Below are 23,817 nucleotides of genomic sequence, written 5' to 3' on the forward strand. Positions count from 1 at the left end.
GCGCGCCGGCCGTCCGCGCTCACCCCGGACTCGGAGACCACACCGAGACTGGAACCGCCGTGGAACCAGACCCCGCGCGGATGGCGTCCACGTCGCGTTGCAGCTCGCGCTGCGCGTAGGGGCGTCCGGGAGCGGCGCAGTTCAGGTCCGCGGCCGGCAGGGCGCCGGTGCGCAGGTAGGCGTTGACGGCCCGGTCCGCGCAGGGAACGGGCGTCAGGCCGTCGACACCGCGCCCGAACACGCCGTGCGAGCGGATGTCCGCCGAGATCATGCGTGAGCCTTCCAGCTTGCGATGCAGGGCGACCGCACCGGTGTAAGGGACGTTGTTGTCGCGCCTGGCCTGGAGGAGCAGCAAGGGCACGCGGTTGCCGATCGCGACGCCGGGCTCGCGGGGCGCGGTCTTCCAGAACGGGCACGGGAAGATGCCGTTGGCCGTCGCCGCGAACACCGGCTGGGTGCGGCGCGCGTTCTCGATATTCCGCCAGTACCGCTCCGGATCGGACGGCCATCCCCCGGCCGGCCAGCCACCGTCGCCGCACAGGAAAGCGTTGCCGCTGTTGAACAGGTTGTCCAGCTCCGGGGTCGGCTTGTTGAAAAGTTCGAGCCACATGCGCAGCTCGGGGACGGGCTGGACGTCCTGACCGGCGGCGGCGTCCACCAGGTTGCGGACGCTCCTGGCGAGGACGGGGTTGCTCTCCTCGTTGGCGACGAGCTGGCGCAGGACGAGGCCCAGCGCACTCGCGTCGAGCGTGAAGTCGCCGAACCGGAGCGGCCCCCCGTCCACCGTGGAGACCACCCGCTCGACGCTCGTCCGGACCTGGCGGGGTGTGGCGCCGAGCTTGTACTCGTCCGAGCGCCGGGCAGTCCAGGCGGCCCATTCGTCCAGGCCCCGTTCCTGGGCCGGGCCGGCGGCTTGGAAGTTCTCGTACTGCGTCAACGCCGGATCGGTGACGCTGTCGATCACGATGCGGTCCGCGCGGCGGGGGAACATCTGGGTGTACACGGCGCCCAGGTCGCCGCCGTAGGAGACGCCGTAGTAGGACAGCCTGCGCTCGCCCAGGACGGCGCGGATCAGGTCCATGTCGCGGGCGACGTTACGGCTGGAGGCGTGCGGCAGCAGCGCGGCGTTGTTCCCGTGCTCGTAGCAGCGTCGCGCAGTCTCGCGGGCCGACCGCACCGACGCCTCGAACGCCTCCCGCCGGGAGTGCGTCGGCTGTGGCCGCGGGGAGGCCCCGCAGTAGATCGGCGTGCTGCGGCCGACGAAGCGGGGGTCGAAACCGATCAGGTCGTACCGGTCCGCCGCGTCCTTCATCGCGGGCTTCATCAGCGCCGCGTACTCCAGCCCGGGGCCGCCGGGCCCGCCCGGGTTGGCCAGCAGGACGCCGCGGCGATGCGCGCGGTCCCTGGCCTCGATCCGGGAGATCGCGAGCGTGATCGTGGGGCCGTCCGGAGCCGCGTAGTCGAGCGGCGCGGTCACCTGCGCGCACTGCGCGCCCGCCTTGGTCAGGTCCGCGGCGTCGGCCGGGCAGGCACCCCAGTCCAGATGCTGCCCGAGGTAGCGCGACAGCCCGGACGAGGGAGACCGGGGCGCCGGCACCGAGGCCCCGGCGGCCCCCGTCCAGCAGACGAGCCCGGCCACGCCGAGCGCGGTGGCCGTCGCGATGCGTGAGATGGTCATGCGTCCGATCCCATCGCCTCGCGGCCAGAAGATCATTACGGCTGGCCCTCGACTCCGGGGTAGGGCCAACCCGACCCCGCCGGTGGGGACGGTGTCCCGAGGTACAGGGCCATGGGGAGGGGACGCCGACTACCTGCGGCTGGGCGCGCTGGCCCCGATCAGCGGACCCTACGACCTGAGGAACGCCCAGATCCCGGCGTCCCTCGACGAAGGGGGCGCGCTCGACCCGGAGGCGTCGGCGTTCTACCTCTCCTACGCCCTGGTGTCGTGGAACCGCCTGTTCCACCTCTACGACTCCCCCTCTGAGGCGTTCAAGGCGCCCTATGACACGAAGGTGCCCGCGCTCTTCGACGGGCAGCACGCGGAGGACGAGGTCTTCCCGCAGTTGCCCACCCGGGTGCGGGATCTGCTGACCCCGCGCTACGTCCACCGGTTCCAGCACCCGGACGCACGCCTGGACCAGGCGTTCCGCTCGGCCGACGGGACCTGCGGCTGGCGGCCACGCGTCCCGGTCAGGCTGATCGGCGCCGCCGGAGACGAGCAGGTCCCGTTCGCCAACACCACGAGCTGCCTGCGGGCGCTGCGCTCCCACGGCGCCCGCCCGTCCGTGACCGACTACGGGGCGGGCACCCGGCACTTCGGGACCATGTACCGCGGCCTCCCCGACACCCTCCGCTGGTTCCGGACCCTGAAGTGACATGCCGCTCGGGCACAGTTGGCGGGCGATGGCCCGGCCGCAAGGCGGCTAGGGCGACATGGGCCCCGCCGCGGCCGTCCCGGCGAAATCCTCGCGCCCCAGCACCGCGAGCAGCCGCAGCTTCTGGTCGCCTTCAGTGCGCGGCGGGGTGGTGAGCACGAGCAGGCCCTACGACTGGTCCCGGGTGAACAGGACCTGGCAGTCCAGGCTCCAGTGAGGGCAGCAGCGTGGTCCGCACCACCGGCGGCACGAGGTCCACCGCACGGGAAGCAGCCGGCACCCCTGGACAAACGCGTAACATATCGGTTACATATATCGCCATGGACGTCTTCGGGGCCGTCGCCGACCCGGTACGCCGGCGCATCGTGACGCTGCTCGCCGGCGGTCCGCAGACCGCCGGCACGCTGGCCGCCGCGTTCCCGGAGATCAGCCGTCCGGCGGTGAGCCGGCACCTGCGGGTGCTGCGCGAGGCGGGGCTGATCGCGGCCGAGCCCGCGGGCCGGGAGCGTCGCTACAGGGCCGACCCCCGCCCCCTCCAGGAGATCGAAGGGTGGCTGGCGACCGTCCGCGGGCAGCGGTGGGAGCAGCGCCTCGACGCCCTGAGCACCGAGGTCCACCGCACCCGGCGCGACCGCGCGGCCGGGCCGCCCGTCACCGATGCAAGGAGCGCAGGATGACGCCCACCCCCACCGGCCGGCTGATCGCCACGGCGACCGGCACCGACCTGGAGATGACACGCGAGTTCAAGGCCACGATCGACGAGGTCTGGGCGAGCATCACCGAGCCCGAGCGCACCGCACGCTGGTTCGCGCACTGGACGGGCGAGGGCAGGCCCGGCGCCACGGTGCGACTCACGCTCATGCACGAGGAAGGCCGGCCCGAGAGCGATCTGAAGATCATCTCTTGTGAGCCCCCGCGCCGTCTTGAGGTCGAGGCCGTCGACGAGTACGGCCGCTGGCACCTGGAGGCCCGTCTCGACGAGGCCCACGGCGTGACGACGCTGACCTTCCTCCACCACCTCGACCCCGACACGGACGTGACCTCCACCGGCCCCGGCTGGGAGTACTACCTGGACGGGCTGGCCGCGACCTTCTCCGGCAACCCCATGCCGGATTTCGACGACTACTACCCCGCCCAGAAGCCCCACTACGAAGCACTGACCCCCGACTCGAAGTAGCCCGGAACCGCACGCGACCGGACACGGCCGAGGGGCCGTCCCGCATCCCGGAGGGCAATAGCATGAGGCTGTCCTTCGGGGGGCGACGGACGGTCATTCGAGCAGAGGTGAGTGGATGTACCCGGTTCCTCATGGCGGCGCCGAGCCTGTTCTGCTGCAGATCGGCGACATGGCCCTGACGAGCACGCACGTCATCCTCCCGTACGGGCGCTATCCGCTCCACGGCTCCACCTGGACCGTCCAGGACTCCACCCAGGTCACCGACGGCATCCCCGTCGTGGCCATCGTCCTGACGATCATCTTCGTCTGGTTCTGCCTGCTGGGCCTGCTGTTCCTGCTGATGAAGGAACGCCGCTACCTCGGTTTCGTGGCCGTCTCCGTGACCGGCCCCGGATTCCACCACACCGCGCAGTTCCCGCCGGGCCCGCAGTCGGGCTCGTGGGCCGCCCACGCGGTCGGGCAGGCCAGGGCCATCACCGCCTCCGCCCCACCCCTCGCCTAGGCGCGTCGGCTGGAGATCGCGGCAAGCAACTCGTCGCGTCCGCCGGCCACGCTTTTTACTGCTGCCAGTGGCCGACTAGTTCGGCGTAGAGGGGGCTGAGGGCTAGCAGGGTGTGGTGGGTTCCGAGGAGTGGGGCCGAGTCGTCCAGTAGAAGAACCTGGTGGGCGCGCTGGGCGGAGCTGATGCGGTGGGCGATGACGATCAACGTGCCCTCGCGGCCGGCCAGGGCCTGCTCGGCGCGGGCCTCCGCGGCGGGGTGCAGGTGGCAGGTGGCCTCGTCGAGGATGATGACCGGCGCCGGCGACAGGTAGGCGCGGGCGAGGGTGATCAGCTGGCGTTCGCCCTGGGACAGCGCGCCGCCCCCCGGGGGGATCTCGGCGTCGTAGCCGCCGAGCCGGTTCATGGTCGGGGTCAAGCCCACGGCGTCGACGGCCTCGTCCAGTTGCGCGGCGGTGGTGTCGGGCCGCAGGTAGGCGAGGTTCTCGCGCAGGGTCCCGGCGAAGACGTAGCTCTCCTGCGGGATAAGGGTGATCGTCGAGCGCAGTCGTGCCGTGTCGATGGCGGCCAGCGGCACCTTGCCGAGCGTGACGCCGCCCTGCTGGGGGCTGACGAGGCCCGTGAACACGTTGGCCAGCGTCGATTTCCCGGTGCCGCTGGGCCCGACCACCGCCAGATGCGTGCCCTCGGGTATGTGCAGGGACAGGTCGGCGAGGACGGGGGCTGCCTCGGGCGCGTAGGCGAACGTCACATGGTCGGCGTGAATGTCGTAGGACGTGGCGGGGGTCCCCGGCGCGGCGGGGGGCGTCCCGCCGGACCCGGCGCAGATCTCGGCGAGCCTGCCGAGGATCACGGCGAGGCTGAGCAGGAGGGTGCCGCCGGCGTCGACCAGCAGGACGATCCCCGGCTGGAGTCCGGTGATGAGGTAGCTGATCCCCCCGGCGACCTGACCGGCGGTCAGCCGGCCGTGCGCGATCAGGTGCGGCGACAGGGCGAGCAGGACGAGCAGGGGCAGGTGCACCCCCAGCACCAGCACGGGGAGGCGGGCCAGCCGGGAGCGGGCGAAGGCGCGCAGGGCCGCGGCCTGCGCGTCGATCGCCTCGCCGACCGTGCGGGCCGCGCGGTCCTCGGCCGCGCTGGCGACGACGTCGCGGACGCCCTCGACGATCGTGGTGGCGGACTCGCCGATGCGTTCGGCATGCCGTACGACGGCGCGGTAACGGCGGACCTGGACGCCCAGGAGCGCGGCGAACAGGGTCACGGCGAGCACCACCGGCACGACGATGGCCAGGGCCAGCGGCGGGGAGAGCAGGAGCAGCCCGAGCAGCGCGGCGACCGCGGCGGTCAGCAGCTGCCGCGCGTTGCGCAACGCGGTGCCCAGCAGCAACCGGACGGCCTCGGCCTGCTCGGTGAGCTGGGAGACGCCGGCGCCGGCGGTCTGCTCGCCCATCCGGTTCACGGTGGCGGTGACGACGTCGGTGACCAGGGAGTCGCGGAGGGGTTCGACGGTGGCGGCGAGCCAGGGATAGATCCGCCGGGTGCCCACGGCGCCGAGCACGTGGAGGACGGCCAGCGCCACCAGCCAGGACAGCCCGGTGAGCGGCGCGTCCGCCAGGAAACCCCGGTCGATCGCCTGGGCGAGCAGGAAGCCCGAGGCGAACGCGGGGACGCTTTCGAGGACGGACCACGCGGCGAGGCGGCGCATCGCCGGCCCCTGCCCGCGCAGATGGTGGCGCAGCAGCCGCGCGGCCGGAGGAACGTTCATGCGCGCGACCGGGGTGCGGCCGGATCGGGGCGGGGCGCCGGGGCGGCGGACGGAGCGTCGGGGCCGGCGGAGAAGACGGCGCGGTAGCCGGGGTCCGGCCACAGGTCGGCGTGGGGGGCGAGGGCGCGTATCCGTCCCCCGTCGAGCCAGGCGACGAGGTCCGCGCGGGCCGCCGTGGCGGGGCGGCGCGCCACCACCAGGCTGGTGCGGCGGGTCAGGATCGCCCGGAGCGCCCGGGTCACCTTCAACTCCGTGGCGGTGTCGAGGCTGCTGGTGGCGTCGTCAAGGACGAGGATCCGCGCGTCCGTCAGGGCCGCCCGCGCCAGGCCGAGCCGTTGCAGCTCACCACCGGACAGAGGGGCGCGGTCAAGCGGGGTGTCGTATCCGGCCGGCAGCGCCCGGATGAACTCGTCGGCGGCCACGGCGCGGGCGGCACGGCGCACCTGCTCGCGGGTCGCGTCGGGACGTGCGTAGGCGATCGTGTCGTGGACGGTCGCGCCGAGCAGCGCGGGACGCTCGAAGGCGTACGTCACGGCATGGCGCAGGGTCGGGAGCGCCACGTCCGCGACGGGAACGCCGTCGAGCTCGATGGATCCCTCGGCGGGGTCCAGGAGCCGTCCGATCGTCGAGACCAGCACGCTCTTGCCCGTCCCGGACTCGCCCACGACCGCGACGCAGGTTCCGGGGGGCACCGTCAGGTCAAGGCCGTCCAGCACGGTCCGGTCGCCGATCCGGACGGTGACCTCTCGCAGCCGCAGTTCGCCGGGCCCGTCCGGCAGCCGCATCGGGCAGGGGGGCGGCCTGACGGCCGGGGGCGCGCTGAGGATCTCCTGGATGCGTCCGGCGCCGACCTCGCAGTTCAGCAGGGCGACGAAGGTGTCGAAGAGGGCGACCGCGCCGAGCGCCATGGACGTGTAGGACACGGCCGCCACGAGCTGGCCGGTGGTGATGCCGCCCGTCGCGAGCCGCGTCCCGGCGACACCGACCACCAGGATCTGGATCGCGGGGGCCAGCAGGGAGAGCCGCCAGCTCACCTGTCCCTGCGTGGTCCAGGTACGGTGCCCGGCCTCTCGCAGCTCAGGCAGCGGCAGCAGGATCCGCCGGACCTCGCGGCCGGCGGTGCCCGCCGCCCGGATCGTGCGGGCGCCCTGCGCGGCGTCGAGCAGCCGGGTCGCGATGGCCGCGAGATGCCGCTGGTAGCGCGTGAAGGGTTCGCTGGCGCGGACGACGAAGACGCGCAGCACCCCGATCGCCGGCGGGATGCCGAGCGCGAAGGCCAGGGCGAGGGTCCAGTCGATCAGGGCCAGCGCGGTCATGGCGCCCGCCGTCGTCGCCAGCGCCGCGGCGGCCGACAGCAGCAGCACCGGGAAGGCGGCCGGGCCGCCCGCGCTCTCGGTGAGCCGGGAGAGCACGTCCCCCGCGGGAAATCGCCGCAGGCCGGGCACGCCGAGTTCCAGCACCCGTCCGATCAGGCGGTGCCGGAGCCACGCGGTGACGCGGCTGCCGCAGTAGGCGCCCGCCAGGTCCTCGGCGGTGTCGGCCACGGCGGCGATGGTGAGCACGAGGGCGAGGCCGGCCATGGCGGCGCCCACCTGCCCGCCGGCGCGGACGGCGTCGATCGCCCTGGCCAGCATCACCGGCGTCGCCAGCATCGCCACGATGCGGACCACCGTGAGCACCGACAGCAGGGTCATCGGCAGACGGGCGTGGTACAGGGCGGCGCGGAGCAGCCGCCTGCCTCCGGCGCGCTGCCTGGCGGAGGCGGCGTGGGGTCCTGCGAGGGAGGCGGGGTCGTCGGTGCCGGCGGACTTTGTCGGTGCCACGCTCCTCGGCTCCGTTCCCATTCAGCGGGCGTTCGTTACAGTGGACGTGGGTCCGGTCACGGACCGGCCTTCTGGCCGGCCCGTGACCGGGGTTCGCGAACCGGGGGGTGCCTAGCCTGTCCGGGCTCGCGTGGCCGTGCTCGTCATCATGCGCAGGTGATGCCGATACACACGGAGTTCAGCAGCGTCAGCAGGCCGATGCACGAGCACGTGCCGCCGAGCTGGATCCCCTCGATCTCGATGGGGTCGGTCTCGGGCAGTTCCTGGAGAGCCGCCACGAGGTCACCTTCGAAGATGTCCATTCGATTCACCTCCTTTCCTGGTCGTGTCCGACGATCCGCTCCGCGGTGAGGCAGAAGCGGACCACCGCTGTGCGCAGCGCCGGGGGCCATGACTGGACGACGCCGGTGTGGTCGTCGTCGACCTCGACATAGTCGAAGTCGGCCCCTTCGGTACTGCCGAGTTCGAGAAGGCGGCGCCGCAGCGCCCGGGACTGCCCGACCGGGATGACCTCGTCCCGCGTCCCGTGGGCGAGCAGCAGCGGCGCCGTGAGCGCGCCGCACACGCGCAGGACGTCGCGCTCGGCGAGCGGTTCACCGCCGTCGGGCGACCGGTTCAACCGCGCCACCCGGTCCCTGACCGGAACGGTCGCGTCGCGGTAGAGGCTCGATGCCGAGGTGAAGGGCGCCAGCGCCACGCACCCCGACCACAGCCGCGGGCTGTGGCAGGCCGCCAGCAGCGCCAGGAAGGCGCCGTAGCTCCCGCCGAGCAGGACCGGGCCCGGCAGCGAGGCGGCCCTGCGGGAGTCGGTGATGGCGCGCGCCAGATGGACGACGTCCTCCAGGTCCGGGCCACCCCAGTCGCCGATGACCGCCCGCAGGTGCTCCTCGCCGTAGCCGGTGCTGCCCCGGTAGTTGGGGGCGACGACGGCCACGCCGGCCGCCGCCAGGTGCTGCAGAAGCGGGTCGAACTCGAACCGCCACGCCGCGAGAGGACCGCCGTGGAGCGCGATCACCAGGCGGGGGCACCGGCGCCAGTCGGGACCGCCGTAGACGACGGCCTCGATGGGCCCGGCCGGGCCCGGCAGCTCGACGAGCTCGGCGCCGATCCAGCCCGTCGCGGCGCCGGGCGGCCGGGCTGCCAGGGACCAGCCGGAGCGTGCGGGACGGCGCACCGTCGCGAGCGTCGGTGGCTGGTGCGGGGCCGAGAAGCGGAAGTGGATCCGGTCGCCCGTCCAGGAGGCGGGCGGCCACAGCGTGCCCGGCGGCCCCGGCATGGGTTCGACCCGGTCGTGGGCCGCGGTGTAGACCACGAGGCGGGACGTCGCGCCGTGGACCTCGCCGACCAGCAGGTGCTCGCCGCTCTCATCGAGGGTCAGTGGGGTCCGCGAGCGGTCGGGCCGGTTGAGGGTGGTGGGAAAGCGCACCGGGCCGGTGCCGGGGGACCACAGCCCGATGCGCTCGGTTCCCGCCTGCTGGTCGCCGGGCGAGCTGGTGGTCACCACCAGCACGCCCGAACGCGGGCTGTAGGCCACGATCCGGTCCGTCGTCGTGCTGGCGACCGACCAGACGCGCCGCCAGCTGCGATCGTGCAGGTCCACCATGATCGCGTCGGTCCGGTGCCCCTCGGCGGTGTGGTCGAGGGCCAGCGTCCGCCCGTCGTCGAGCCATACGCCGCCCGACAGGACGCCGGGGACCCGCAGGAGCGGATCGAGCGACGGTGAGGAGTCCGACAACCGCCAGATCCGTGAGTGCCCGTCGTCCTCCACGGCCACGAGGACGACCACCTGCGGAGTCCCCGGCGCAGCCAGCAGGTGCCCGGCGAGCATCGAGGCGATCGGCCACGAGCGGGTGATGTCCAGTCCCGCCCCGCTCACCCGCGCCGCGACCACGGTGCCGTGCCCGGCCGGGGCCCCGCCCTCAGCGGTCTCGGCCCGCGCCACCAGGACCCGGCCGTCGTCCAGTGGCAGCGGGCGGCTACGCCGGTCGACGACCGCCCGCCCACCGCCGAGCGCACAGCGGGACGGTACCGGGCCGGCGAGGTCCCAGCGCTCCAGCGTCACCCTGTCTCGATCGGCGCTGCCCTGGACGGTGCTGAGGCAGGTCGCCCACCGGCCGTTGCCGGAGAAGGCGAAGCCGAACCTGCTGGGTACGCCCGACATGTCGGGCACGGCGGCCCTCATGCCGTCCGTCCCGTGCCGCTCGTCCCGGCCGCGGAGGTGGCGGCCCCGTGCGCGGCGTCGGCCATCCACAGCCGCGGGGAGCCGTACCGCAGCCGCGCGAGGAACGCCAGGATGCCGCTCAGGCCGTCACCCCAGGTCGTCGAGATCTCCCCCTGCTCGTCGGGGAACACGATGTGGCCGTCGCGGTGCGCGCGGCCGGCGAGGATGATCCGGGCGAGCCGCCAGGCGGCGGCCCGGTGCCGGCCGTCGCCGGTGAGCGAGGCCATGTCGAGCAGGAAGTCGCCGTTGCCGGACAGGCCGTGGCACTGCCCCAGCACCGCGCGCCACGCGTGGTCCGTCACGGCCCGCGCGGACAGGTCCGCGGCGCGTGCGAACCGCTCGGCGCCGGTGGCCTGGCCCAACCGGACCAGGAAACTCGCGATGCCCGACGAGCCGTGGCACCAGTAGGGGGCCGTGGGCGCGTCGCCGGACCCGGTCCCCCACATCGCCGATCGCGGCGTGATGAGCGCCTCGTCCAGCAGGCCGTCGCCGACGCGCAGGGCCAGTTCCCGGCAGCCGGCGTGCCCGGACGCCTCGGCGTAGGCGAGCAGGAAATAGCCGACCCCCGCCGTACCGTGGGCGAAGCCGTGATAGGTCTTGCCGGCCAGCTTGGAGTCCTGGTCGGCGGGCGTCCTCCAGACGAGGCGGCCCGACCGCTCCTCGGCCGAGGCGACCAGGGCGTCGGCGGCGGCGCGGGCCCGCTCGGCGAACCGGGCCCGCCCGGTGCGTGCCCACATGTGCAGGGCGGTCAGGCCGATGCCCGCCGTCCCGTGGGTCACGTCGGGGCTCGCCGCCCTGGACGGGAGGCTCTCGGCCACGGCGAGCGCGTCATCGACCAGCCCGTCGTCTCCGAGCGCCAGGCCCGCCTCCAGGAGTGCCCACGCGGCGCCCGCCGTCCCGAAGTACAGTCCGGGTGGCCGGCCCGTGTCCTCTTGCAGTTGCTTGACGATCCAGCGTGCGGCGACGCCGATGCCCTCGGGAAGGCGGGGGTCGGCGGTGAGCTGGTAGCACCGCGCCAGGGCTCCCAGGCTGCCCGCGGCACCATGTTGGAGACTGCACGGGTCGGGCGCGCCGTGGACGCAGGAGGCGGGCCACAACACCCGCGCCGACTCCGGTTCCATGGACGCGAGCAGGTACCCGGTGATCCCTTCGACGGCCTGCTCGCACGCCTCGCGTAACCACTGCGGTTCGGAAGCGCCCTCACTCTCATCCGGAGCCCGGTGGTCTTCGCGGTGCCCGCGATGGGGGACCGGGTTCCACTGCGCCAGCACCTCACGTGCCCGCGCCGGTGTCCAGCGGCGGTCGGGTTCGTCGGCCATCAGCCCCGTGAGCATCGTCGTCACCGAGGTGGGCAGGTCCAGATCGTGGGTGCGCGCCGCCAGCCACTCCGTCAGGCGGTCGGCCAGCGGTCTGGCCGGTGGGCGATCGTCGAGGAAGTACGGCGGGCCGCCGGTGAAGACGTAACACAGGGTCGCGCCGAGGCTGTAGTAGTCCGCCGTCACCCGGGGCGGCGCGCCCTCCATCTGCTCGGGCGCCCCGAAGGCCGGGGTTCCCATCCCCGTGGGCGCGTCCTCCGGCGGGTCGTCCCCGGTCACGGCCAGCTCGAGGTCGATCAGGACGGGGGTGCCGTCAGGGCGCACCATGATGTTGTTGGGGTTGAAGTCCCGCAGCACGAGCCCGGCGGCGTGCGCCTTGATCATCAGGTCGGCCAGCCGACGCGCCATTCCGAGTGCCGACGCCAGATGGGCACCCCAGCCCGATTCGCCGAGAAGATCGGCCGTCCAGTCGCGTAATGGGTTTCCGGGAATCATCTCCTGCGCGAGGAACAGGTGCCCGCTCTGGGTGAACAGCCGGACGGGACGCGGCGCCAATGCGAGGCTCTGTATCGACTCCAGCGCCCGGAACTCCGAACGCAGCCGGTCTCTGGCATCCCGCCCCCGATGATCGGCGGCGACATGGGGACGAGCCTCCTTGATCACCACCGGGTCCCCGCTCTCGGCGTCCACGGCGCGGTACACGCCGCCCTTGTTGGAATGGCGGATCGCCTCCCGAACCGCGAAGCGCGACCCGATCAGGACCTCGTCTCCCGTACCGCCTGACTGCCGAGTGACGTTCATCCCATTGTCAGGAAAGGGACAGGTCACCCATGAGGGAGGTGTGTACCGGCCGACACGCCGATCCTCCACCGGATTCCCGTCCGGATCGAGGATCATCCACGCGTAGAACCCGTCATTGGTCATTCGCCGCTCTTCGACGAACGCGCCATAGCGGTAATGAACGAGACTCTCCCGAGCATAGGGCCGGTCGGAAAGGATCCGGGGACCGGGAAGACCCGCCGTTACCCGGTCCAGTTCGCCGGCCAACCGGACCGCCTCGGCATCACTGCCGGGGTAGATCGTCATGAACTTGCCCGAATGGCCGCGCGAGGTGTTACGCGCGTTGAGCGCCGCGACATAGTCGGTCGTGGCGGCGAACTTGAACGCCGAGTCCGCTTCCAGAAGCACGGGCAGGGTGCGCCGGAGCACCTCCCGCGCGGACGCCGGAGTGGCGGAAACATGCAGCTTCCAGCCCTGCGCGAGCTGTCGCCCGCCTTCAGGGGAGACCGAGCACCAGATGCCGTTGCGGCCCGTGCGCCACCGTGCCGGAGCGGGGGCCTCACCTAGGGCGTGCGTGAGGACATCAATGAGATCGGCATCTCCTGTATCGGCGGCCGACGCCGCGCTGAAGACACTGAAATTGAAGTCCGCCATGAATGATCTCCGCTCCCCTGCGTCTGCACCATTTCGCCGGCAATGTTTCCGAGAAGATCGGAATCACGTCCGCCAGAAGTGCTGCATCCGGCCCCGCAAGCCACCGTTCGGATGCACACGCTAACCACAAGAGAACGTAAAATCCAGGCCCTTTTTTAGAATCAAACCCATCGGATTAGTAGGAAACATTTCCTGAAAGTTCTTTCACTGTGACGGGTGTGACGGATGTGACATCAGAGGTGATCTGATGTCCACATGAGGACCTATGTCCATCTTGACGCGACGACAATTCCAACTTTGATCTCGGCAAAAATAAGGAGAATTGGGTTGCCTTGCCGCGCGGCAAGTAGTCCCTCACGCAAAAGGATCATCATTCTTCGCACCGGGGGACACAGAAAGGTAGATCACTTCTTGTTGAAAACCGAAGAATGCCCTTTATGCCCGGTTTCTCAGTAATGTCCTTTACTGTCGAGAGGGATCATCGGCCCCAGTCCGGAGCCGACCTCCTCCCAGGAGCAGGTGGCGCCCGCGGAGTGCCGCCGTCGTGCCGTTCTTCACCCGCATGCCGGCAACGTTGAGCGCGATCCCGTCAGCACCGGCCTCGACATTAGGACCGGCTGCTCACAGGCGCGGCGAGGCGACCGGCAACGAATGCACGCCTTTGATCAACGCCGTCGTGGCGGCGAACTGGCCGTCGAGCGCCGCGCGCAGATCGGCCCCGGACGGTGCCAGAGCCGGTTGCGCAGGACCAAGGCAAGGCCGCTGCTGCCGCCGTGGAGAGTGGTGAGGAGCGGGAGCCGGGGCGCGGGCGTATCCCCGAACTTCGGGCCTGACCGCCGGCCTGTCACTGGCGGGGGACGGTCATCCCGTCTGAACAGAACCCGTGTTGCCTGCGGTGACCTGCGTGAGCGCGTGACTGAGCGTGGCGCTCACGACGAAATGCTTGTCGAGACCGGTACGCCGCAGAATCCGCCGGCACAGCGCGCTGGGACGGCTCACGACCAGCTTTCCGCGACGTGCCTTGACCACCTTCCAGATGCCCACCATCGCGCCCAGTCCGGAGGAGTCACAGAACTTGACGTTCTCCAGGTCGAGGACGATCCGCCAGGACGGAGCAGGAAGAGAAAGGACGTGCTCGCGAAAGGGACCGGACACGAGATAGTCGATCTCGCCCTCCACATACGCGACAAGGGTGGAGTCGCGGCGTTCGGCTCGGACTCGGATCCGGTTCTGTGGACCGCACCACTGCCAACCCGCAAGGGACTCCTCGCCCCGTACCGCACTCATCGTCATGTTCCCACCTCCCGATGGAGACCGGGGTACCCCTGATCGGGCGCCTCATTCCTGTGACCTGCGTCCAAGATCCATTTCTCCAGGGCGGTCATCGCCGCTTGCGATCGGCGACGGCGGGTAGGACGCGGCTGATCTCAAGGAAGGCGTTGATCTCGGGGGAAGGCGGGGGCATTCCATGGGCCATGACACCGACACCGCGGGCGGGCGGCTGTGCCTGGTGACCGGAGCCAGCGGGTACATCGGGGGCCGGCTGGTACCCGAACTCCTGGACGCCGGTCACACCGTGCGGTGCATGGTCCGCTCGGCTCGGCGGCTGCGCGACTACCCGTGGAGCGAACGGGTGGAGATCGTGGAGGCGGACGCCACCGACCCGGAGACGACCGGGCGGGCGATGGACGGAGTGGACGTCGCCTACTACCTGATCCACGCGATCGGGGGGAAGGGCGGTTTCGCCGAGACCGACCGCGAGGCCGCGCGCACCTTCGCCGGCGCGGCCCGGGACGCCGGGATCGGGCGGCTGGTCTACCTCGGCGGCATGGATCCCGAGGAGGAGCTGTCACCGCATCTGCGGTCCCGCGCCGAGGTCGGCAAGATCCTGCTGGACAGCGGGGTACCGACGGTGTGGCTGCGGGCCGCGGTGATCATCGGTTCGGGTTCGGCGTCGTTCGAGATGCTGCGCTACCTCACCGAGCGGCTCCCGGTGATGGTCACGCCGAGATGGGTGCACAGCCGCATCCAGCCGATCGCGATCCGGGACGTCCTGCACTACCTGGTGGCGTCGGCGACCCTGCCCGCCGAGGTGAACCGCGGGTTCGACATCGGCGGCCCCGACGTGCTCACCTACGCCGACATGATGCGCCGGTACGCCGCCGTCGCCGGGCTGAAGCCGCGGATCATCCTGCCGGTGCCGCTGCTGAGCCCCCGGCTGTCGAGCCTGTGGGTCGGGACCATCACGCCCGTCCCCGGCGCTCTCGCGCGCCCGCTGGTGGAGTCGCTGCGCAACGAGGTGGTGTGCTCCGAGAACGACATCGCCCGCTACATCCCGCCACCGCCGGAGGGGCCGATCGGCTTCGACCGCTCGGTCGCGCTGGCGCTGCGCCGCGTCCGCGAGACGGACGTCGCCACGCGCTGGTCCTCGGCCGCCGTTCCCGGCGCGCCCAGCGACCCGCTGCCCACGGACCCGGACTGGGCGGGCGGAAGCCTTTACACCGACGAGCGGTCCTGCCGCTCCGACGCACCACCGGAACGGCTCTGGGACGTCATCGAGGGCGTCGGCGGCGAGTCGGGCTGGTACTCCTTCCCCGTCGCCTGGTGGGCGCGGGGTGTCATCGACCGGCTGGTGGGGGGCGTGGGGCTGCGGCGGGGTCGCCGGGACCCGCGCCGCCTGCGTATAGGGGAGACGGTCGACTTCTGGCGCGTCGAGGAGAAGGAGACCGGAAGGCTGCTGCGGCTGCGGGCGGAGATGCGGCTGCCCGGCCTGGCCTGGCTGGAACTGGGCGTGTCCGAGGAGGACGGCGGCAGCATCCTCACGCAGCGGGCGCTGTTCCACCCCCGGGGACTGCCGGGACACCTGTACTGGTGGATGTTCCGGCCGTTCCACGACCGCATCTTCGGCGTCATGTGCCGCGGCATCGCCCGCGCCGCCGAGCAGGACCGTTCCCCGGCGGCTTCCCGGACGGGGTGAAACCGATCGGCCTCCGCGCCCCGAAGAACTGGACAGAACCCGGGGCGACGTTGGAGGAAGCTGATGGGGACCCATGGCCCGGTCGTCGTGATCGGGGCGGGCCTGTCCGGTCTGTCCGCGGCGCTCCACCTGGCCGCGCACGGCCGTGAGGTCGTGGTGGTCGAGGCGCGGGACGAGCCCGGCGGATGCTGCGGAACGGCGGACCTGGGCCCCTTCCGGTTCGACACCGGACCGTCCGTCCTGACGATGCCGGAGGTGCTCGCCGACACGTTCGGCGCCGCCGGTGTGGACATGGAGAGCGTGCTGCCACTGCGGCGCCTGGATCCCTTCTACCGGATGGCCTTCCCCGACGGCTCGCAGCTGGACGTGGTGGACGGCGCCCAGCGGATGGCCGACAACGTCCGGGCGCTGTGCGGGCCCGCCGAGGCGGCCCGGTACCTGGAGTTCCGGCGGCGGCTCGGGACGATGTTCGAGGCGGAGTGGTCGTCGTTCATCGACGCGGACATGACGCGGCTGCGCGCCATGGCCAGGCCCCACGCGCTGCTCAAGCTGGCCGCCGCCGGCGGATTCCGGCGGCTGGACCGGTTCGTGGCACGGCATCTGACCGACGAGCGGCTGATCCGGGCGCACACGTTCCAGGCGCTGTACGTGGGGCTGGCCCCGGCCAAGGCGCTGGCCATCTACGCCGTCGTCGCGCACATGGACACCGTCGGCGGGGTCTACTTCCCGTCCGGCGGCATGCACGCCATCCCGCGGGCGCTGGCGTCCGTGGCGGAGAAGGCGGGCGCCGCGCTCCGGTACGGCGTGCGCGCCGAACGGGTCGAGACGGACGCGTCGGGGGTGGTGGCGGTCCGGCTGGAAACGGGCGAACGTCTCCGAGCTCGCCATGTGGTCGTCGCCTGCGATCTGCCGCGGGCCCGGGGCGGGCTGCTGCCGGCGGGCGCGGCGGGCGGCTGGCGGCTGGCCCGCCCCCGGTTCTCGCCGTCCTGCCTGGTCATGCATGTCGGGCTCGACCGGCGTCCACCCGGCCAGGCCCACCACACCCTGCACTTCGGACGGGAGTGGGCCGCGACGTTCGCCGCGCTGGCGGCCGGACGTCCGCAGCCCGACCCGAGCCTGCTGATCACCTGTCCCGAGACCGGCACAGCGGGCGGCGGGCCTCCGACATTGAGCGTGCTGGAGCCGGCACCGAACCTCGCGAGCGGAGCCGACTGGGACGACCTCGCGCCCCGGCTGGAGGAACGCCTGCTCGGCCGCCTGGCGGACCTGGGTTACGGCGATCTGTCGGCGGCGCCGCGCACGACGATCGACCCGCCGGGCTGGGCGCGGCTGGGCCACTCGGCGGGCACGCCCTTCGCGCTCGACCACCGCTTCCGCCAGACGGCCTGGTTCCGGCCCTCCGGCCGCGTCCGCCGGGTCCCCGGCCTGCACGTCGCGGGGATGTACACCGCGCCCGGCGTGGGCGTCCCCCCGGCACTGATCTCCGGGCGGCTGGCCGCCGTCCGGGTCCTGGAGGACCGCCGATGACGCCACCGCAGACGCCACCGCAGACGCCACCGCAGGCACCACCGCTGACACTGACCGCGAGTTACGAGCACTGCCGCCGCCTCAACGCCCGCCATGGTCGCTCCTTCTACCTCGCGACGCTCCTGCTGCCCGCGTGGAAACGCCGGCACGTGCACGCGCTGTACGGCTTCGCGCGCCATGTCGACGACATCGTGGACGTGTGCGGGTCCACCGATCCGGCCGGACGGGCGGCTGCGCTCGACGAGGTCACGGCACGGTTGGACGCCTGCCTGGCGGGCGAGCCGCTCCCCGACCCCGTCCTGCCCGCGTTCGTGCACACCGTGCGCTCGTTCAGCGTCGAGCGGGCCGACATCGACGCGTTCCTGCGGTCGATGCGCACCGACCTCACCGTCGCGGGCTACGACACCTACGAGGATCTGCTGGAGTACATGGAAGGGTCCGCCGCAGCCATCGGCCTGATGATGCTCCCCGTGCTGGAGACGATGCCGGGCGCCGATCGGCTCGCCCGCGAGCCGGCCCGGGAGCTGGGACGGGCCTTCCAGCTCACCAACTTCCTCCGGGACGTCGCCGAGGACCTGGCCCGGGGCCGCGTCTACCTGCCGCGCGAGGACCTGGCGAAGTTCGGGGTGAGCGAGGCCGACCTCGCCGCCCCCGCCAGCACCCGCGGGCTGCGCGACCTGGTGGCGTTCGAGGCCGACCGCGCCCGCGACCACTACCGCCGCGCCCTCGGCGGGGTGGAGTTGCTGGCGCCGTCGTCCCGGCCGTGCATCCGCGCCGCCGTCGAGCTGTACGGGGGCATCCTCGGCCGGATCGCGGCGGCTGGACACGACGTGCTGGCGGCGCGGGCGCGGGTGCCGCGCCGCCGGCGGGCGGCGATCTTCGCGCGGCATCTGCGGGCCGCGTCCGCCGCCGGGCGGGCGGAGCGCCGCGTACCGTCCGGGGTGGGCTGACATGGGCGGTGGGGGAACGCCCCGCGGGACGGTCCTTCCTGTGGTGCTGGACGCGATGGGCGGCGACCACGGCCCGGCCGAGACGGTGCCGGCGGCGCTGGCGGCGCGGCGCGAGCACGGTGTGCCGGTGATCCTCGTCGGGCGGGGCGGGGAGTTGCGGCGGCTCCTGCGGCTGCATGGCGGCGCCGCCGAGGTGGACGTGCTGGACGCCGACGACGTCGTGCCCATGGCCGAGCGCGGTGCGGGCGCCGCCGCGCGGCCCGGTTCGAGCCTGATGATCGGGTGCGAGGTGGCGCGACGGCACGGGGGCGCGTTCGTCTCGGCGGGCTCCACGGGGGCCGTGGTGACGTGCGCGGTCCGTGTCCTCGGCCGGCGTGCGGGCGTCCTGCGTCCGGCGCTGGCCGTGGCGCTGCCCACCCTGACCGGGTCCACGGTGCTGGTCGACGCCGGGGGGACCGCGGACCCGACCGCGGAGATGCTGGCGCAGTTCGCGCTGCTGGGGGCCTCCTACGCGCGGACCGTCCTCGGCGTGGCCGATCCCTCGGTGGGCCTTCTGTCCATCGGCTCCGAACCGGGGAAGGGGAACCGGCTCACCCGTGAGGCCGCCGGCCTGCTCCCGGACGTGCCCGTCCGCTACCACGGGAACGTCGAAGGGCACGACGTCCTCGCCGGGACGGTCGACGTGGTCGTGACGGACGGCTTCACCGGCAACGTGGTGCTGAAGAACATCGAGGGCTGCGTCCGCACCACCCTGAAGCTGGTCGCCCGGACGGGGATCGCCCCGACCGGACGGCTGGAGGAGGTCGCGCGGCTCTACACGGCGGACACCCACGGCGGCGCGGCACTTCTCGGCCTGACCGGGACGGTCGTCGTCGCGCACGGCTCGTCCACGGCCACCGCGATCACGCGGGCGTGCGTCGTGGCGTCCGGATTGGCGGGCGGATTGGCGGGCGGATCGGCGGCCGGGCCGCCGGACGGATCGGCGGGCGGATCGGCGGGCGGGCCGGCGCCGGTGGACCGTCACCCCGCCGTGCGGACGTTGCCGTGACGTGGTCACCCCTGGGCGAGCAGCGGATCCCGGCCATCCCACGTGCCCTGGCTTCCGTACGGAACGAAATGCGCGAACATCTCCTCGGCGTACCAGCGTTCGCCGCGCACGCGTGCGATGACGTCGCGGTGCGCGGACGTCCGGTACGCGAAACGGGCGGCGGCGGCCTCGTCCTCCCACAGCGAGAACGTCGCCTGCCGGGCCAGCGGCCATTCCCCCGCGCCGACCGAGGCGAGCCGGCCCGGCCCGCGCCGCAGTTCCCGGTCGACGTCCGCGATCGACCGGTAGAACGCCACCAGCCGCCTCGGACGGATCGAGGCCCTGGTCAGGACGGCCACCGGACCGCCCTCGGAGCGGCCGGGCGCGGCGACCGCCGCGACCGCCGCGGCCAGCGGATCGCGTCCGCCCCATCCGCCCCGCGACGACGACGGCACGAGACGCACATGCCACGACTCCTCGGCGTCCTCCCACCACCGCGCCGCCACCGGCGAGCGCGCGAGGAAGTCCTCCAGCGCGGCCTCGTCGTCCCACACGGCGAACAGCGCCCAGCGGCGCAGGTCGGCGCCGAGGGTCATCGAGTCGCCGCGGCCCGTCCCGAGCAGCCGCCAGAACGACAGGCCGCCGGTGCCGCGCAGCACCGGCCGGTCGAACGCCATGTTCCGCATGGCGTCCCAACTCCGATACCTGATGAGGTGGAACGAGGCGATGGCTCCCGTGCTCGTCGCGGTCATCGGCGGCTACCTGCTCGGCTCGGTGCCGGTCGCGGTGCTCGTCGGACGCGTCCACGGCTTCGACCCGCGCGAGGTCGGCGACCGCAACCCAGGTTTCTGGAACGTGATGGAACGGCTCGGCTGGAAGGCCGCCGTCCCCGTCTTCGCGGGCGACATGCTCAAGGGAACGCTGGCGGGGCTGGTCGGGCTCGCGGTGAGCAGCGGGAGCATCCTCCCGGTGTACGCGGCGGTGGCGGCGGCGATGGTGGGCCACGCCTGGCCGGTGTTCGCCGGATGGCGCGGCGGCCGCTCGATCCTCACGTTCGCCGGCGGGTTCGCCGTGATCTGCCCCCCGGCCTTCGCGCTGGGCGTCGCGCTGCTGGTCGGCGCGAGCCTGGCCCGGCGGTCGTTCGCGTGGGGGACGCGCGTGGCGGTGTTCTCACTGCCCGCGCTCCAGCTGATCTTCGCGCCGGTCGGGCACGTGGCCGGCACCGGGGCGCTGATGTGCCTCATCGGGCTGCGTTTCGGGCAGGCCGCGCTGGCCGATCGCCGGGCCTGACCGCCACGCGCCCGTGGTCGCCGCCGTCGGTGCGGCTGTAGCCGGGGCCGTGGGCGCGGCTGTAGGTACGGCCGCGCCACGTCCGTGCCGGCCGCAACGCCGACCACGTCAGCCGTGCCGCGGACGCCACGTCCAGGAGCGGTGAGACCGCCAGGCCCGGCCCCGGCCGCGCGTAGCTGCCGCGCAGCGCCGCCACCAGCAGCATCCGCTGCGCGAGCAGCGCGAGGTCCAGCGGCGCCGGACGTCCCGCAGCCGTCCGCAGCACCGGCAGGGCCATGGTCAGCCAGATCACCGCGAGGTCCCCGGCCAGCGCGGCCCCGCCCGTCACGTCCCGCAACGCGATCGAACGCCCCCACTCGCGCCACACGTCGGCGGCCGAGGCGTGCATATCCACCTCCAGCAGGGCGCCCGCGTCCCGGAAGGCGACCCGCCAGCCGTCGCGGGCGAGCAGCCGCCCGAGCGCGACGTCGTCGGTGAGGTGCCGCCGGACGCGGGCGAACCCGTCGGCCTCGACCATCCGCGCCTTGCGGAACGCCAGGCACTGCCCGTTGACGAGCAGCCGGTCAGGCGAGGCGGGCACCGGGCCGATCGGCCCGAAGCGGTAGACCAGCCCGGCCAGGAGCGAGGCGTGCAAGGCCTGCTCGGCCACCCCGCCGCAGACGAACCGCGGCCCGGCCGACACCAGGTCGCACTCGTCCAGCAGCGCCACGAGTTCCCCGCACAGCCCCGGTCTCGGACGCGTGTCGGCGTCCAGCAGCACTACGAAGGGCCCGGCGGCGGCCTGCACGCCCTGATGCAGCGCCCACTGCTTGCCGACCCAACCCGCAGGCAGCGGCGCGCCCTGCACGACGGTCGCGCCCAGCCGTGCGGCGACCTTCGCCGTCCCGTCGCGCGACTCGTCGTCCACGACGATCACCTCGTGCACCGCCGGGTCGGCGAGCAGCGGCACCAGGCAGCCGCCGATCCGGGCCTCCTCGTCCCGCGCCGGGACGACCACCGACACCGGCCGCGCGGGCGGGCCCGAGCGCCCGGGGACGAGCGGCGCCGGCCGGTGCCTCCCCCGCGCGAGCCGCGAGGCCACGACCGCTGCCGCCGCTGCCTGGGCCAGGGTGAGCGCCCTCATCGCGTCCTCGCGCGTCCAGCCGCCCGCCGCGCCAGGTCCGCCGCGACCAGCGACGCGACGATCCGGCCGCCCGTCGCCACCAGCGGGAGCCCGCCGCCCGGATGCACCGACCCGCCCACCAGGTACAGCCCGCGTCGCGGCCCGCGGTTCCCCGGCCTGCGGAACGACGCGAACCGGCCCCGGTAGGCCGTGCCGTAGATCGCGCCGCCCCACGCGCCGTACCGGTCGCGCAGGTCCGCCGGCGTGAACGTCTCCACGAACCGCAGCCGCCCGGCCAGGTCGTGGCCACGACGCGCCAGACGTTCCAGCACCAGGTCGCGGTAGGAGTCGGGCGTCATCGGCCAGCGTCCCGGATCGCCGGCGGGGACGTTGACCAGCATCACCCAGTTCTCAGCCCCGGACGGCGCCTGGGACGGGTCGTCGACCGCGGAGCAGCCGATGTACACGGTCGGGTCCCTGGGCGGCACCCGCCGCGTGAAGATGTCGCCGAACTCCCGCCGGTAGTCGGCGGAGAAGACGACCGAGTGGTGCGGGAGCCCTTCGGTCCGTCCCTCCACTCCGGCGAGCAGCAGGAACGCCGACGAGGACGGGCCGAGTCCGGCGATCCGGCGCAGCCGCCGCCCGTCCGGCAGCAGCCGGCCGTACAGCGCCGCCGCGTCGGCGTTGACCACCACCGCGTCGCCGCGCACCCGCTCGCCCGACTCCAGCACCACCCCCGACACCGCCGCGCGGTCGGCGATCAGCCGCGTCACCGCGCTGCCGGTACGGATCTCGACGCCCGCCTCGACGAGCAGCCCGGCCAGGTCGTCGGCGATCCGGGGCAGGCCGCCGGGCACGTACCAGCCGCCGTCCCCGTGCTCGATCGCCGGGACGCACCCGAGCGCGGCCGGCGCCCGGTACGGGTCCGACCCCGCATAGGTGGCGTACCGGCCGACGTACTGGCGCAGCCGGGGATCGCCGAAGAACCGCCGCGCGAGCCCGTCCAGGGTCCGGCCCGGCGCGACCGCGAACAGGTCGCCGATCCGGGCGTCCGCGGGCCTGCGGACCAGCGGCCCGGCGAAGAACGTCCGCCGTGCCGCCGCCAGGCACTCTTCGGCCCAGCCGTAGAACGCCCGCCACGCGGCGCCCTGCCCGGGGGCCAGCCGCTCGACCGCCGCCGCCATCCGGTGCGGGTCGCGGTGCGCGCGCAGCTCCGATCCGTCCGCGAAGCGGTACCTGCACAGCTCGTCCAGGGCCACCAGTTCGCGGTCGACGCCAAGGTCCCGGAACAGCCCGGGAAGGGTGAGCAACGACGGCCCGAGCGAGAAGACGAAACCGTCGCGCACACGCTCGGCGAGCTTCCCGCCGAGCCGGTCCCGCCTCTCGTGCAGTCGGACCTGGTGGCCGCCGCGCGCCAGCAGCAGCGCGGCGACCATCCCGCCGACCCCGCCGCCGACGACGATCACCTCTGCCACCGGTGCCTCCAGACCGGCTTCCAGACCGGCCGCCACGCCAGCAGGGCGCACGCCCCCATCGACAGCCCGCCGGCCGCCGCCACGACCCGGTCGGGCGGCTCGAACACCGCCGCGAACGCGATCGTCTCCATCACCGCCATCACGGTGTAGACCACGACGAGGCCCCGGGACGCGACCGCCGACCGTCTCACCATCGTGTCGACCACGGCCATCACCAGCAGCGACACGCCCAGCCATCCGGCGAAGTTGCCGACCGGCACGTCCCGGTACGGGCCGCCGTCCGCCCACGTCCACAGGCCGAGCCGGAGCATCTGCGGATCGAGGAACAAGTCCCACGCCGTCAGGGCCACCGCCCCCACCGCCCACCGGACGGGCCCGCCCTGCGGCACGATGGCGGTGGCCACCGAGTGCGCGGCCAGCCCCATGCCGCCCCAGGCCAGAGCCACGATCACCGGGACGCCGCCGAGTTGCGGCCACAGCAGCGACGTGTAGGAGTAGTCCCCGAACGGCACGCCGGTCCGGACGCCCACCCACTCGGCCGTGTATCCCACGAGCACCGCGGCGCCGAACGCCCCGATCGCCCGGCCGATCCCGTACCTGCCCGCGAGGAACGCCACCGTGCTCGCCGCCAGCAGCACCACGACCACAGCCGTCAGCCGGACGGACTCGGGCCGCAACCCCGACGCGACCTGCGCGACCACCATCGCGGCCAGGAAACCGGACCCCGCGACCACCCCCGCCCCCACCCGCCGCCGAGCGGGCGTCCCCCGTCGCTGCCCGGCCCGCCCGTCCCGCACCTGTCCCATACACACCCTTCGGAGCCGAGCCGCGCCGCGGATGCACATCCACCACGGCCAAA

The 23,817-nt window shown here is 73.3% G+C and carries 20 protein-coding genes; 9 read left to right on the forward strand and 11 right to left on the reverse strand.

Going from position 1 to position 23,817, the window contains the following annotated elements:
* Nucleotides 1–19: 19 nt before the first annotated feature.
* Nucleotides 20–1,678 (reverse strand): alpha/beta hydrolase, encoded by a 1,659-nt coding sequence (locus tag AMA02S_RS18600; protein ID WP_067460112.1) that lies wholly within the window; start codon nucleotides 1,676–1,678, stop codon nucleotides 20–22.
* Nucleotides 1,679–1,769: 91 nt separating this feature from the next.
* On the opposite strand from AMA02S_RS18600, the gene AMA02S_RS18605 reads away from it, so the two are divergent.
* From AMA02S_RS18605 to AMA02S_RS18620, 4 genes are all read left to right on the forward strand, one after another.
* Complete coding sequence (locus tag AMA02S_RS18605) at nucleotides 1,770–2,375, forward strand: hypothetical protein (RefSeq protein WP_157430684.1); 606 nt, start codon at nucleotides 1,770–1,772, stop codon at nucleotides 2,373–2,375.
* A gap of 320 nt (nucleotides 2,376–2,695) precedes the next feature.
* A complete protein-coding gene (locus AMA02S_RS18610; protein WP_067460118.1) occupies nucleotides 2,696–3,052 on the forward strand; it encodes an ArsR/SmtB family transcription factor in 357 nt (118 codons plus the stop codon).
* Nucleotides 3,049–3,552 carry an SRPBCC family protein gene (locus tag AMA02S_RS18615; RefSeq protein ID WP_067460120.1) on the forward strand — a complete coding sequence of 168 codons (504 nt, stop codon included), beginning with the start codon at nucleotides 3,049–3,051 and terminating at the stop codon, nucleotides 3,550–3,552. Before AMA02S_RS18610 ends, AMA02S_RS18615 begins: the two co-directional genes overlap by 4 nt.
* Nucleotides 3,553–3,667: 115 nt before the next feature.
* On the forward strand, nucleotides 3,668–4,054 hold the full coding sequence (locus AMA02S_RS18620; RefSeq protein WP_067460122.1) for a hypothetical protein: 387 nt from the start codon (nucleotides 3,668–3,670) through the stop codon (nucleotides 4,052–4,054).
* A 55-nt stretch (nucleotides 4,055–4,109) separates the two neighbouring features.
* Here AMA02S_RS18620 and AMA02S_RS18625 read toward each other — a convergent pair whose 3' ends face one another.
* From AMA02S_RS18625 to AMA02S_RS18645, 6 genes are all read right to left on the reverse strand, one after another.
* Entirely contained in the window at nucleotides 4,110–5,816 is a 1,707-nt protein-coding gene (locus tag AMA02S_RS18625) for an ATP-binding cassette domain-containing protein (RefSeq protein ID WP_067460849.1), read from the reverse strand.
* Nucleotides 5,813–7,639: an ABC transporter ATP-binding protein gene (locus AMA02S_RS18630; RefSeq protein WP_157430685.1), complete on the reverse strand. Its 1,827-nt coding sequence runs from the start codon at nucleotides 7,637–7,639 to the stop codon at nucleotides 5,813–5,815. Before AMA02S_RS18630 ends, AMA02S_RS18625 begins: the two co-directional genes overlap by 4 nt.
* Before the next feature lie 146 nt (nucleotides 7,640–7,785).
* Nucleotides 7,786–7,941: a VenA family class IV lanthipeptide gene (locus AMA02S_RS42930; protein ID WP_169806848.1), complete on the reverse strand. Its 156-nt coding sequence runs from the start codon at nucleotides 7,939–7,941 to the stop codon at nucleotides 7,786–7,788.
* A gap of 5 nt (nucleotides 7,942–7,946) precedes the next feature.
* The gene (locus tag AMA02S_RS18635) at nucleotides 7,947–9,821 is read right to left on the reverse strand and encodes an alpha/beta hydrolase family protein (protein WP_157430686.1); all 1,875 of its coding nucleotides are present in this window, start codon (nucleotides 9,819–9,821) and stop codon (nucleotides 7,947–7,949) included.
* Complete coding sequence (gene lanL / locus AMA02S_RS18640; RefSeq protein ID WP_067460126.1) at nucleotides 9,818–12,610, reverse strand: class IV lanthionine synthetase LanL; 2,793 nt, start codon at nucleotides 12,608–12,610, stop codon at nucleotides 9,818–9,820. The genes AMA02S_RS18635 and lanL overlap by 4 nt, the downstream gene beginning before the upstream one ends.
* An 861-nt stretch (nucleotides 12,611–13,471) precedes the next feature.
* Nucleotides 13,472–13,903, reverse strand: coding sequence for an STAS domain-containing protein (locus AMA02S_RS18645; RefSeq protein WP_084265294.1), 432 nt, complete (start codon nucleotides 13,901–13,903; stop codon nucleotides 13,472–13,474).
* A 175-nt stretch (nucleotides 13,904–14,078) separates the two neighbouring features.
* Between AMA02S_RS18645 and AMA02S_RS18650 the strand changes: the two genes are divergently transcribed.
* From AMA02S_RS18650 to AMA02S_RS18665, 4 genes are all read left to right on the forward strand, one after another.
* Nucleotides 14,079–15,587, forward strand: coding sequence for an SDR family oxidoreductase (locus AMA02S_RS18650; protein WP_067460128.1), 1,509 nt, complete (start codon nucleotides 14,079–14,081; stop codon nucleotides 15,585–15,587).
* Nucleotides 15,588–15,650: 63 nt separating this feature from the next.
* Nucleotides 15,651–17,114, forward strand: a complete 1,464-nt coding sequence (locus AMA02S_RS18655) for a phytoene desaturase family protein (RefSeq protein WP_067460131.1) — start codon at nucleotides 15,651–15,653, stop codon at nucleotides 17,112–17,114.
* Nucleotides 17,111–18,064: a phytoene/squalene synthase family protein gene (locus AMA02S_RS18660; protein WP_067460135.1), complete on the forward strand. Its 954-nt coding sequence runs from the start codon at nucleotides 17,111–17,113 to the stop codon at nucleotides 18,062–18,064. The genes AMA02S_RS18655 and AMA02S_RS18660 overlap by 4 nt, the downstream gene beginning before the upstream one ends.
* Before the next feature lies 1 nt (nucleotide 18,065).
* The gene (locus tag AMA02S_RS18665; protein ID WP_084265295.1) at nucleotides 18,066–19,112 is read left to right on the forward strand and encodes a phosphate acyltransferase; all 1,047 of its coding nucleotides are present in this window, start codon (nucleotides 18,066–18,068) and stop codon (nucleotides 19,110–19,112) included.
* Nucleotides 19,113–19,117: 5 nt separating this feature from the next.
* Here AMA02S_RS18665 and AMA02S_RS18670 read toward each other — a convergent pair whose 3' ends face one another.
* Nucleotides 19,118–19,843, reverse strand: coding sequence for a spheroidene monooxygenase (locus AMA02S_RS18670; RefSeq protein ID WP_067460138.1), 726 nt, complete (start codon nucleotides 19,841–19,843; stop codon nucleotides 19,118–19,120).
* Here AMA02S_RS18670 and AMA02S_RS18675 point away from each other — a divergent pair.
* On the forward strand, nucleotides 19,818–20,381 hold the full coding sequence (locus AMA02S_RS18675) for a glycerol-3-phosphate acyltransferase (protein WP_067460141.1): 564 nt from the start codon (nucleotides 19,818–19,820) through the stop codon (nucleotides 20,379–20,381). The two genes, AMA02S_RS18670 and AMA02S_RS18675, sit on opposite strands and share 26 nt — an antisense overlap.
* Here AMA02S_RS18675 and AMA02S_RS18680 read toward each other — a convergent pair.
* The 3 genes from AMA02S_RS18680 to AMA02S_RS43550 are packed head-to-tail and all read right to left on the reverse strand — an operon-like array spanning nucleotide 20,332 to nucleotide 23,764.
* Nucleotides 20,332–21,504 carry a glycosyltransferase family 2 protein gene (locus tag AMA02S_RS18680; RefSeq protein WP_067460143.1) on the reverse strand — a complete coding sequence of 391 codons (1,173 nt, stop codon included), beginning with the start codon at nucleotides 21,502–21,504 and terminating at the stop codon, nucleotides 20,332–20,334. The genes AMA02S_RS18675 and AMA02S_RS18680 overlap by 50 nt on opposite strands.
* Complete coding sequence (locus AMA02S_RS18685; RefSeq protein ID WP_067460851.1) at nucleotides 21,501–22,958, reverse strand: phytoene desaturase family protein; 1,458 nt, start codon at nucleotides 22,956–22,958, stop codon at nucleotides 21,501–21,503. Before AMA02S_RS18685 ends, AMA02S_RS18680 begins: the two co-directional genes overlap by 4 nt.
* The gene (locus AMA02S_RS43550) at nucleotides 22,946–23,764 is read right to left on the reverse strand and encodes a carotenoid biosynthesis protein (protein ID WP_084265296.1); all 819 of its coding nucleotides are present in this window, start codon (nucleotides 23,762–23,764) and stop codon (nucleotides 22,946–22,948) included. Before AMA02S_RS43550 ends, AMA02S_RS18685 begins: the two co-directional genes overlap by 13 nt.
* Between the last annotated feature and the right edge of the window lie 53 nt (nucleotides 23,765–23,817).

The sequence above is a fragment of the Actinomadura macra NBRC 14102 genome (assembly GCF_001552215.1).
Taxonomy (GTDB): domain Bacteria; phylum Actinomycetota; class Actinomycetes; order Streptosporangiales; family Streptosporangiaceae; genus Spirillospora; species Spirillospora macra.

Bases quoted from the DNA above. Each gene is read 5' to 3' on its own strand.
- AMA02S_RS18675 (WP_067460141.1), top strand. From the start codon at position 19,818: ATGGCTCCCGTGCTCGTCGCGGTCATCGGCGGCTACCTGCTCGGCTCG.
- AMA02S_RS18635 (WP_157430686.1), bottom strand. From the start codon at position 9,821: ATGAGGGCCGCCGTGCCCGACATGTCGGGCGTACCCAGCAGGTTCGGC.
- AMA02S_RS18625 (WP_067460849.1), bottom strand. From the start codon at position 5,816: ATGAACGTTCCTCCGGCCGCGCGGCTGCTGCGCCACCATCTGCGCGGG.
- AMA02S_RS18610 (WP_067460118.1), top strand. From the start codon at position 2,696: ATGGACGTCTTCGGGGCCGTCGCCGACCCGGTACGCCGGCGCATCGTG.
- AMA02S_RS18620 (WP_067460122.1), top strand. From the start codon at position 3,668: ATGTACCCGGTTCCTCATGGCGGCGCCGAGCCTGTTCTGCTGCAGATC.
- AMA02S_RS18650 (WP_067460128.1), top strand. From the start codon at position 14,079: ATGGGCCATGACACCGACACCGCGGGCGGGCGGCTGTGCCTGGTGACC.
- AMA02S_RS18660 (WP_067460135.1), top strand. From the start codon at position 17,111: ATGACGCCACCGCAGACGCCACCGCAGACGCCACCGCAGGCACCACCG.
- AMA02S_RS18645 (WP_084265294.1), bottom strand. From the start codon at position 13,903: ATGACGATGAGTGCGGTACGGGGCGAGGAGTCCCTTGCGGGTTGGCAG.
- AMA02S_RS42930 (WP_169806848.1), bottom strand. From the start codon at position 7,941: ATGGACATCTTCGAAGGTGACCTCGTGGCGGCTCTCCAGGAACTGCCC.
- AMA02S_RS18655 (WP_067460131.1), top strand. From the start codon at position 15,651: ATGGGGACCCATGGCCCGGTCGTCGTGATCGGGGCGGGCCTGTCCGGT.
- AMA02S_RS18665 (WP_084265295.1), top strand. From the start codon at position 18,066: ATGGGCGGTGGGGGAACGCCCCGCGGGACGGTCCTTCCTGTGGTGCTG.
- AMA02S_RS18600 (WP_067460112.1), bottom strand. From the start codon at position 1,678: ATGACCATCTCACGCATCGCGACGGCCACCGCGCTCGGCGTGGCCGGG.
- AMA02S_RS18680 (WP_067460143.1), bottom strand. From the start codon at position 21,504: ATGAGGGCGCTCACCCTGGCCCAGGCAGCGGCGGCAGCGGTCGTGGCC.
- AMA02S_RS43550 (WP_084265296.1), bottom strand. From the start codon at position 23,764: ATGGGACAGGTGCGGGACGGGCGGGCCGGGCAGCGACGGGGGACGCCC.
- AMA02S_RS18615 (WP_067460120.1), top strand. From the start codon at position 3,049: ATGACGCCCACCCCCACCGGCCGGCTGATCGCCACGGCGACCGGCACC.
- lanL (WP_067460126.1), bottom strand. From the start codon at position 12,610: ATGGCGGACTTCAATTTCAGTGTCTTCAGCGCGGCGTCGGCCGCCGAT.
- AMA02S_RS18670 (WP_067460138.1), bottom strand. From the start codon at position 19,843: ATGACCGCGACGAGCACGGGAGCCATCGCCTCGTTCCACCTCATCAGG.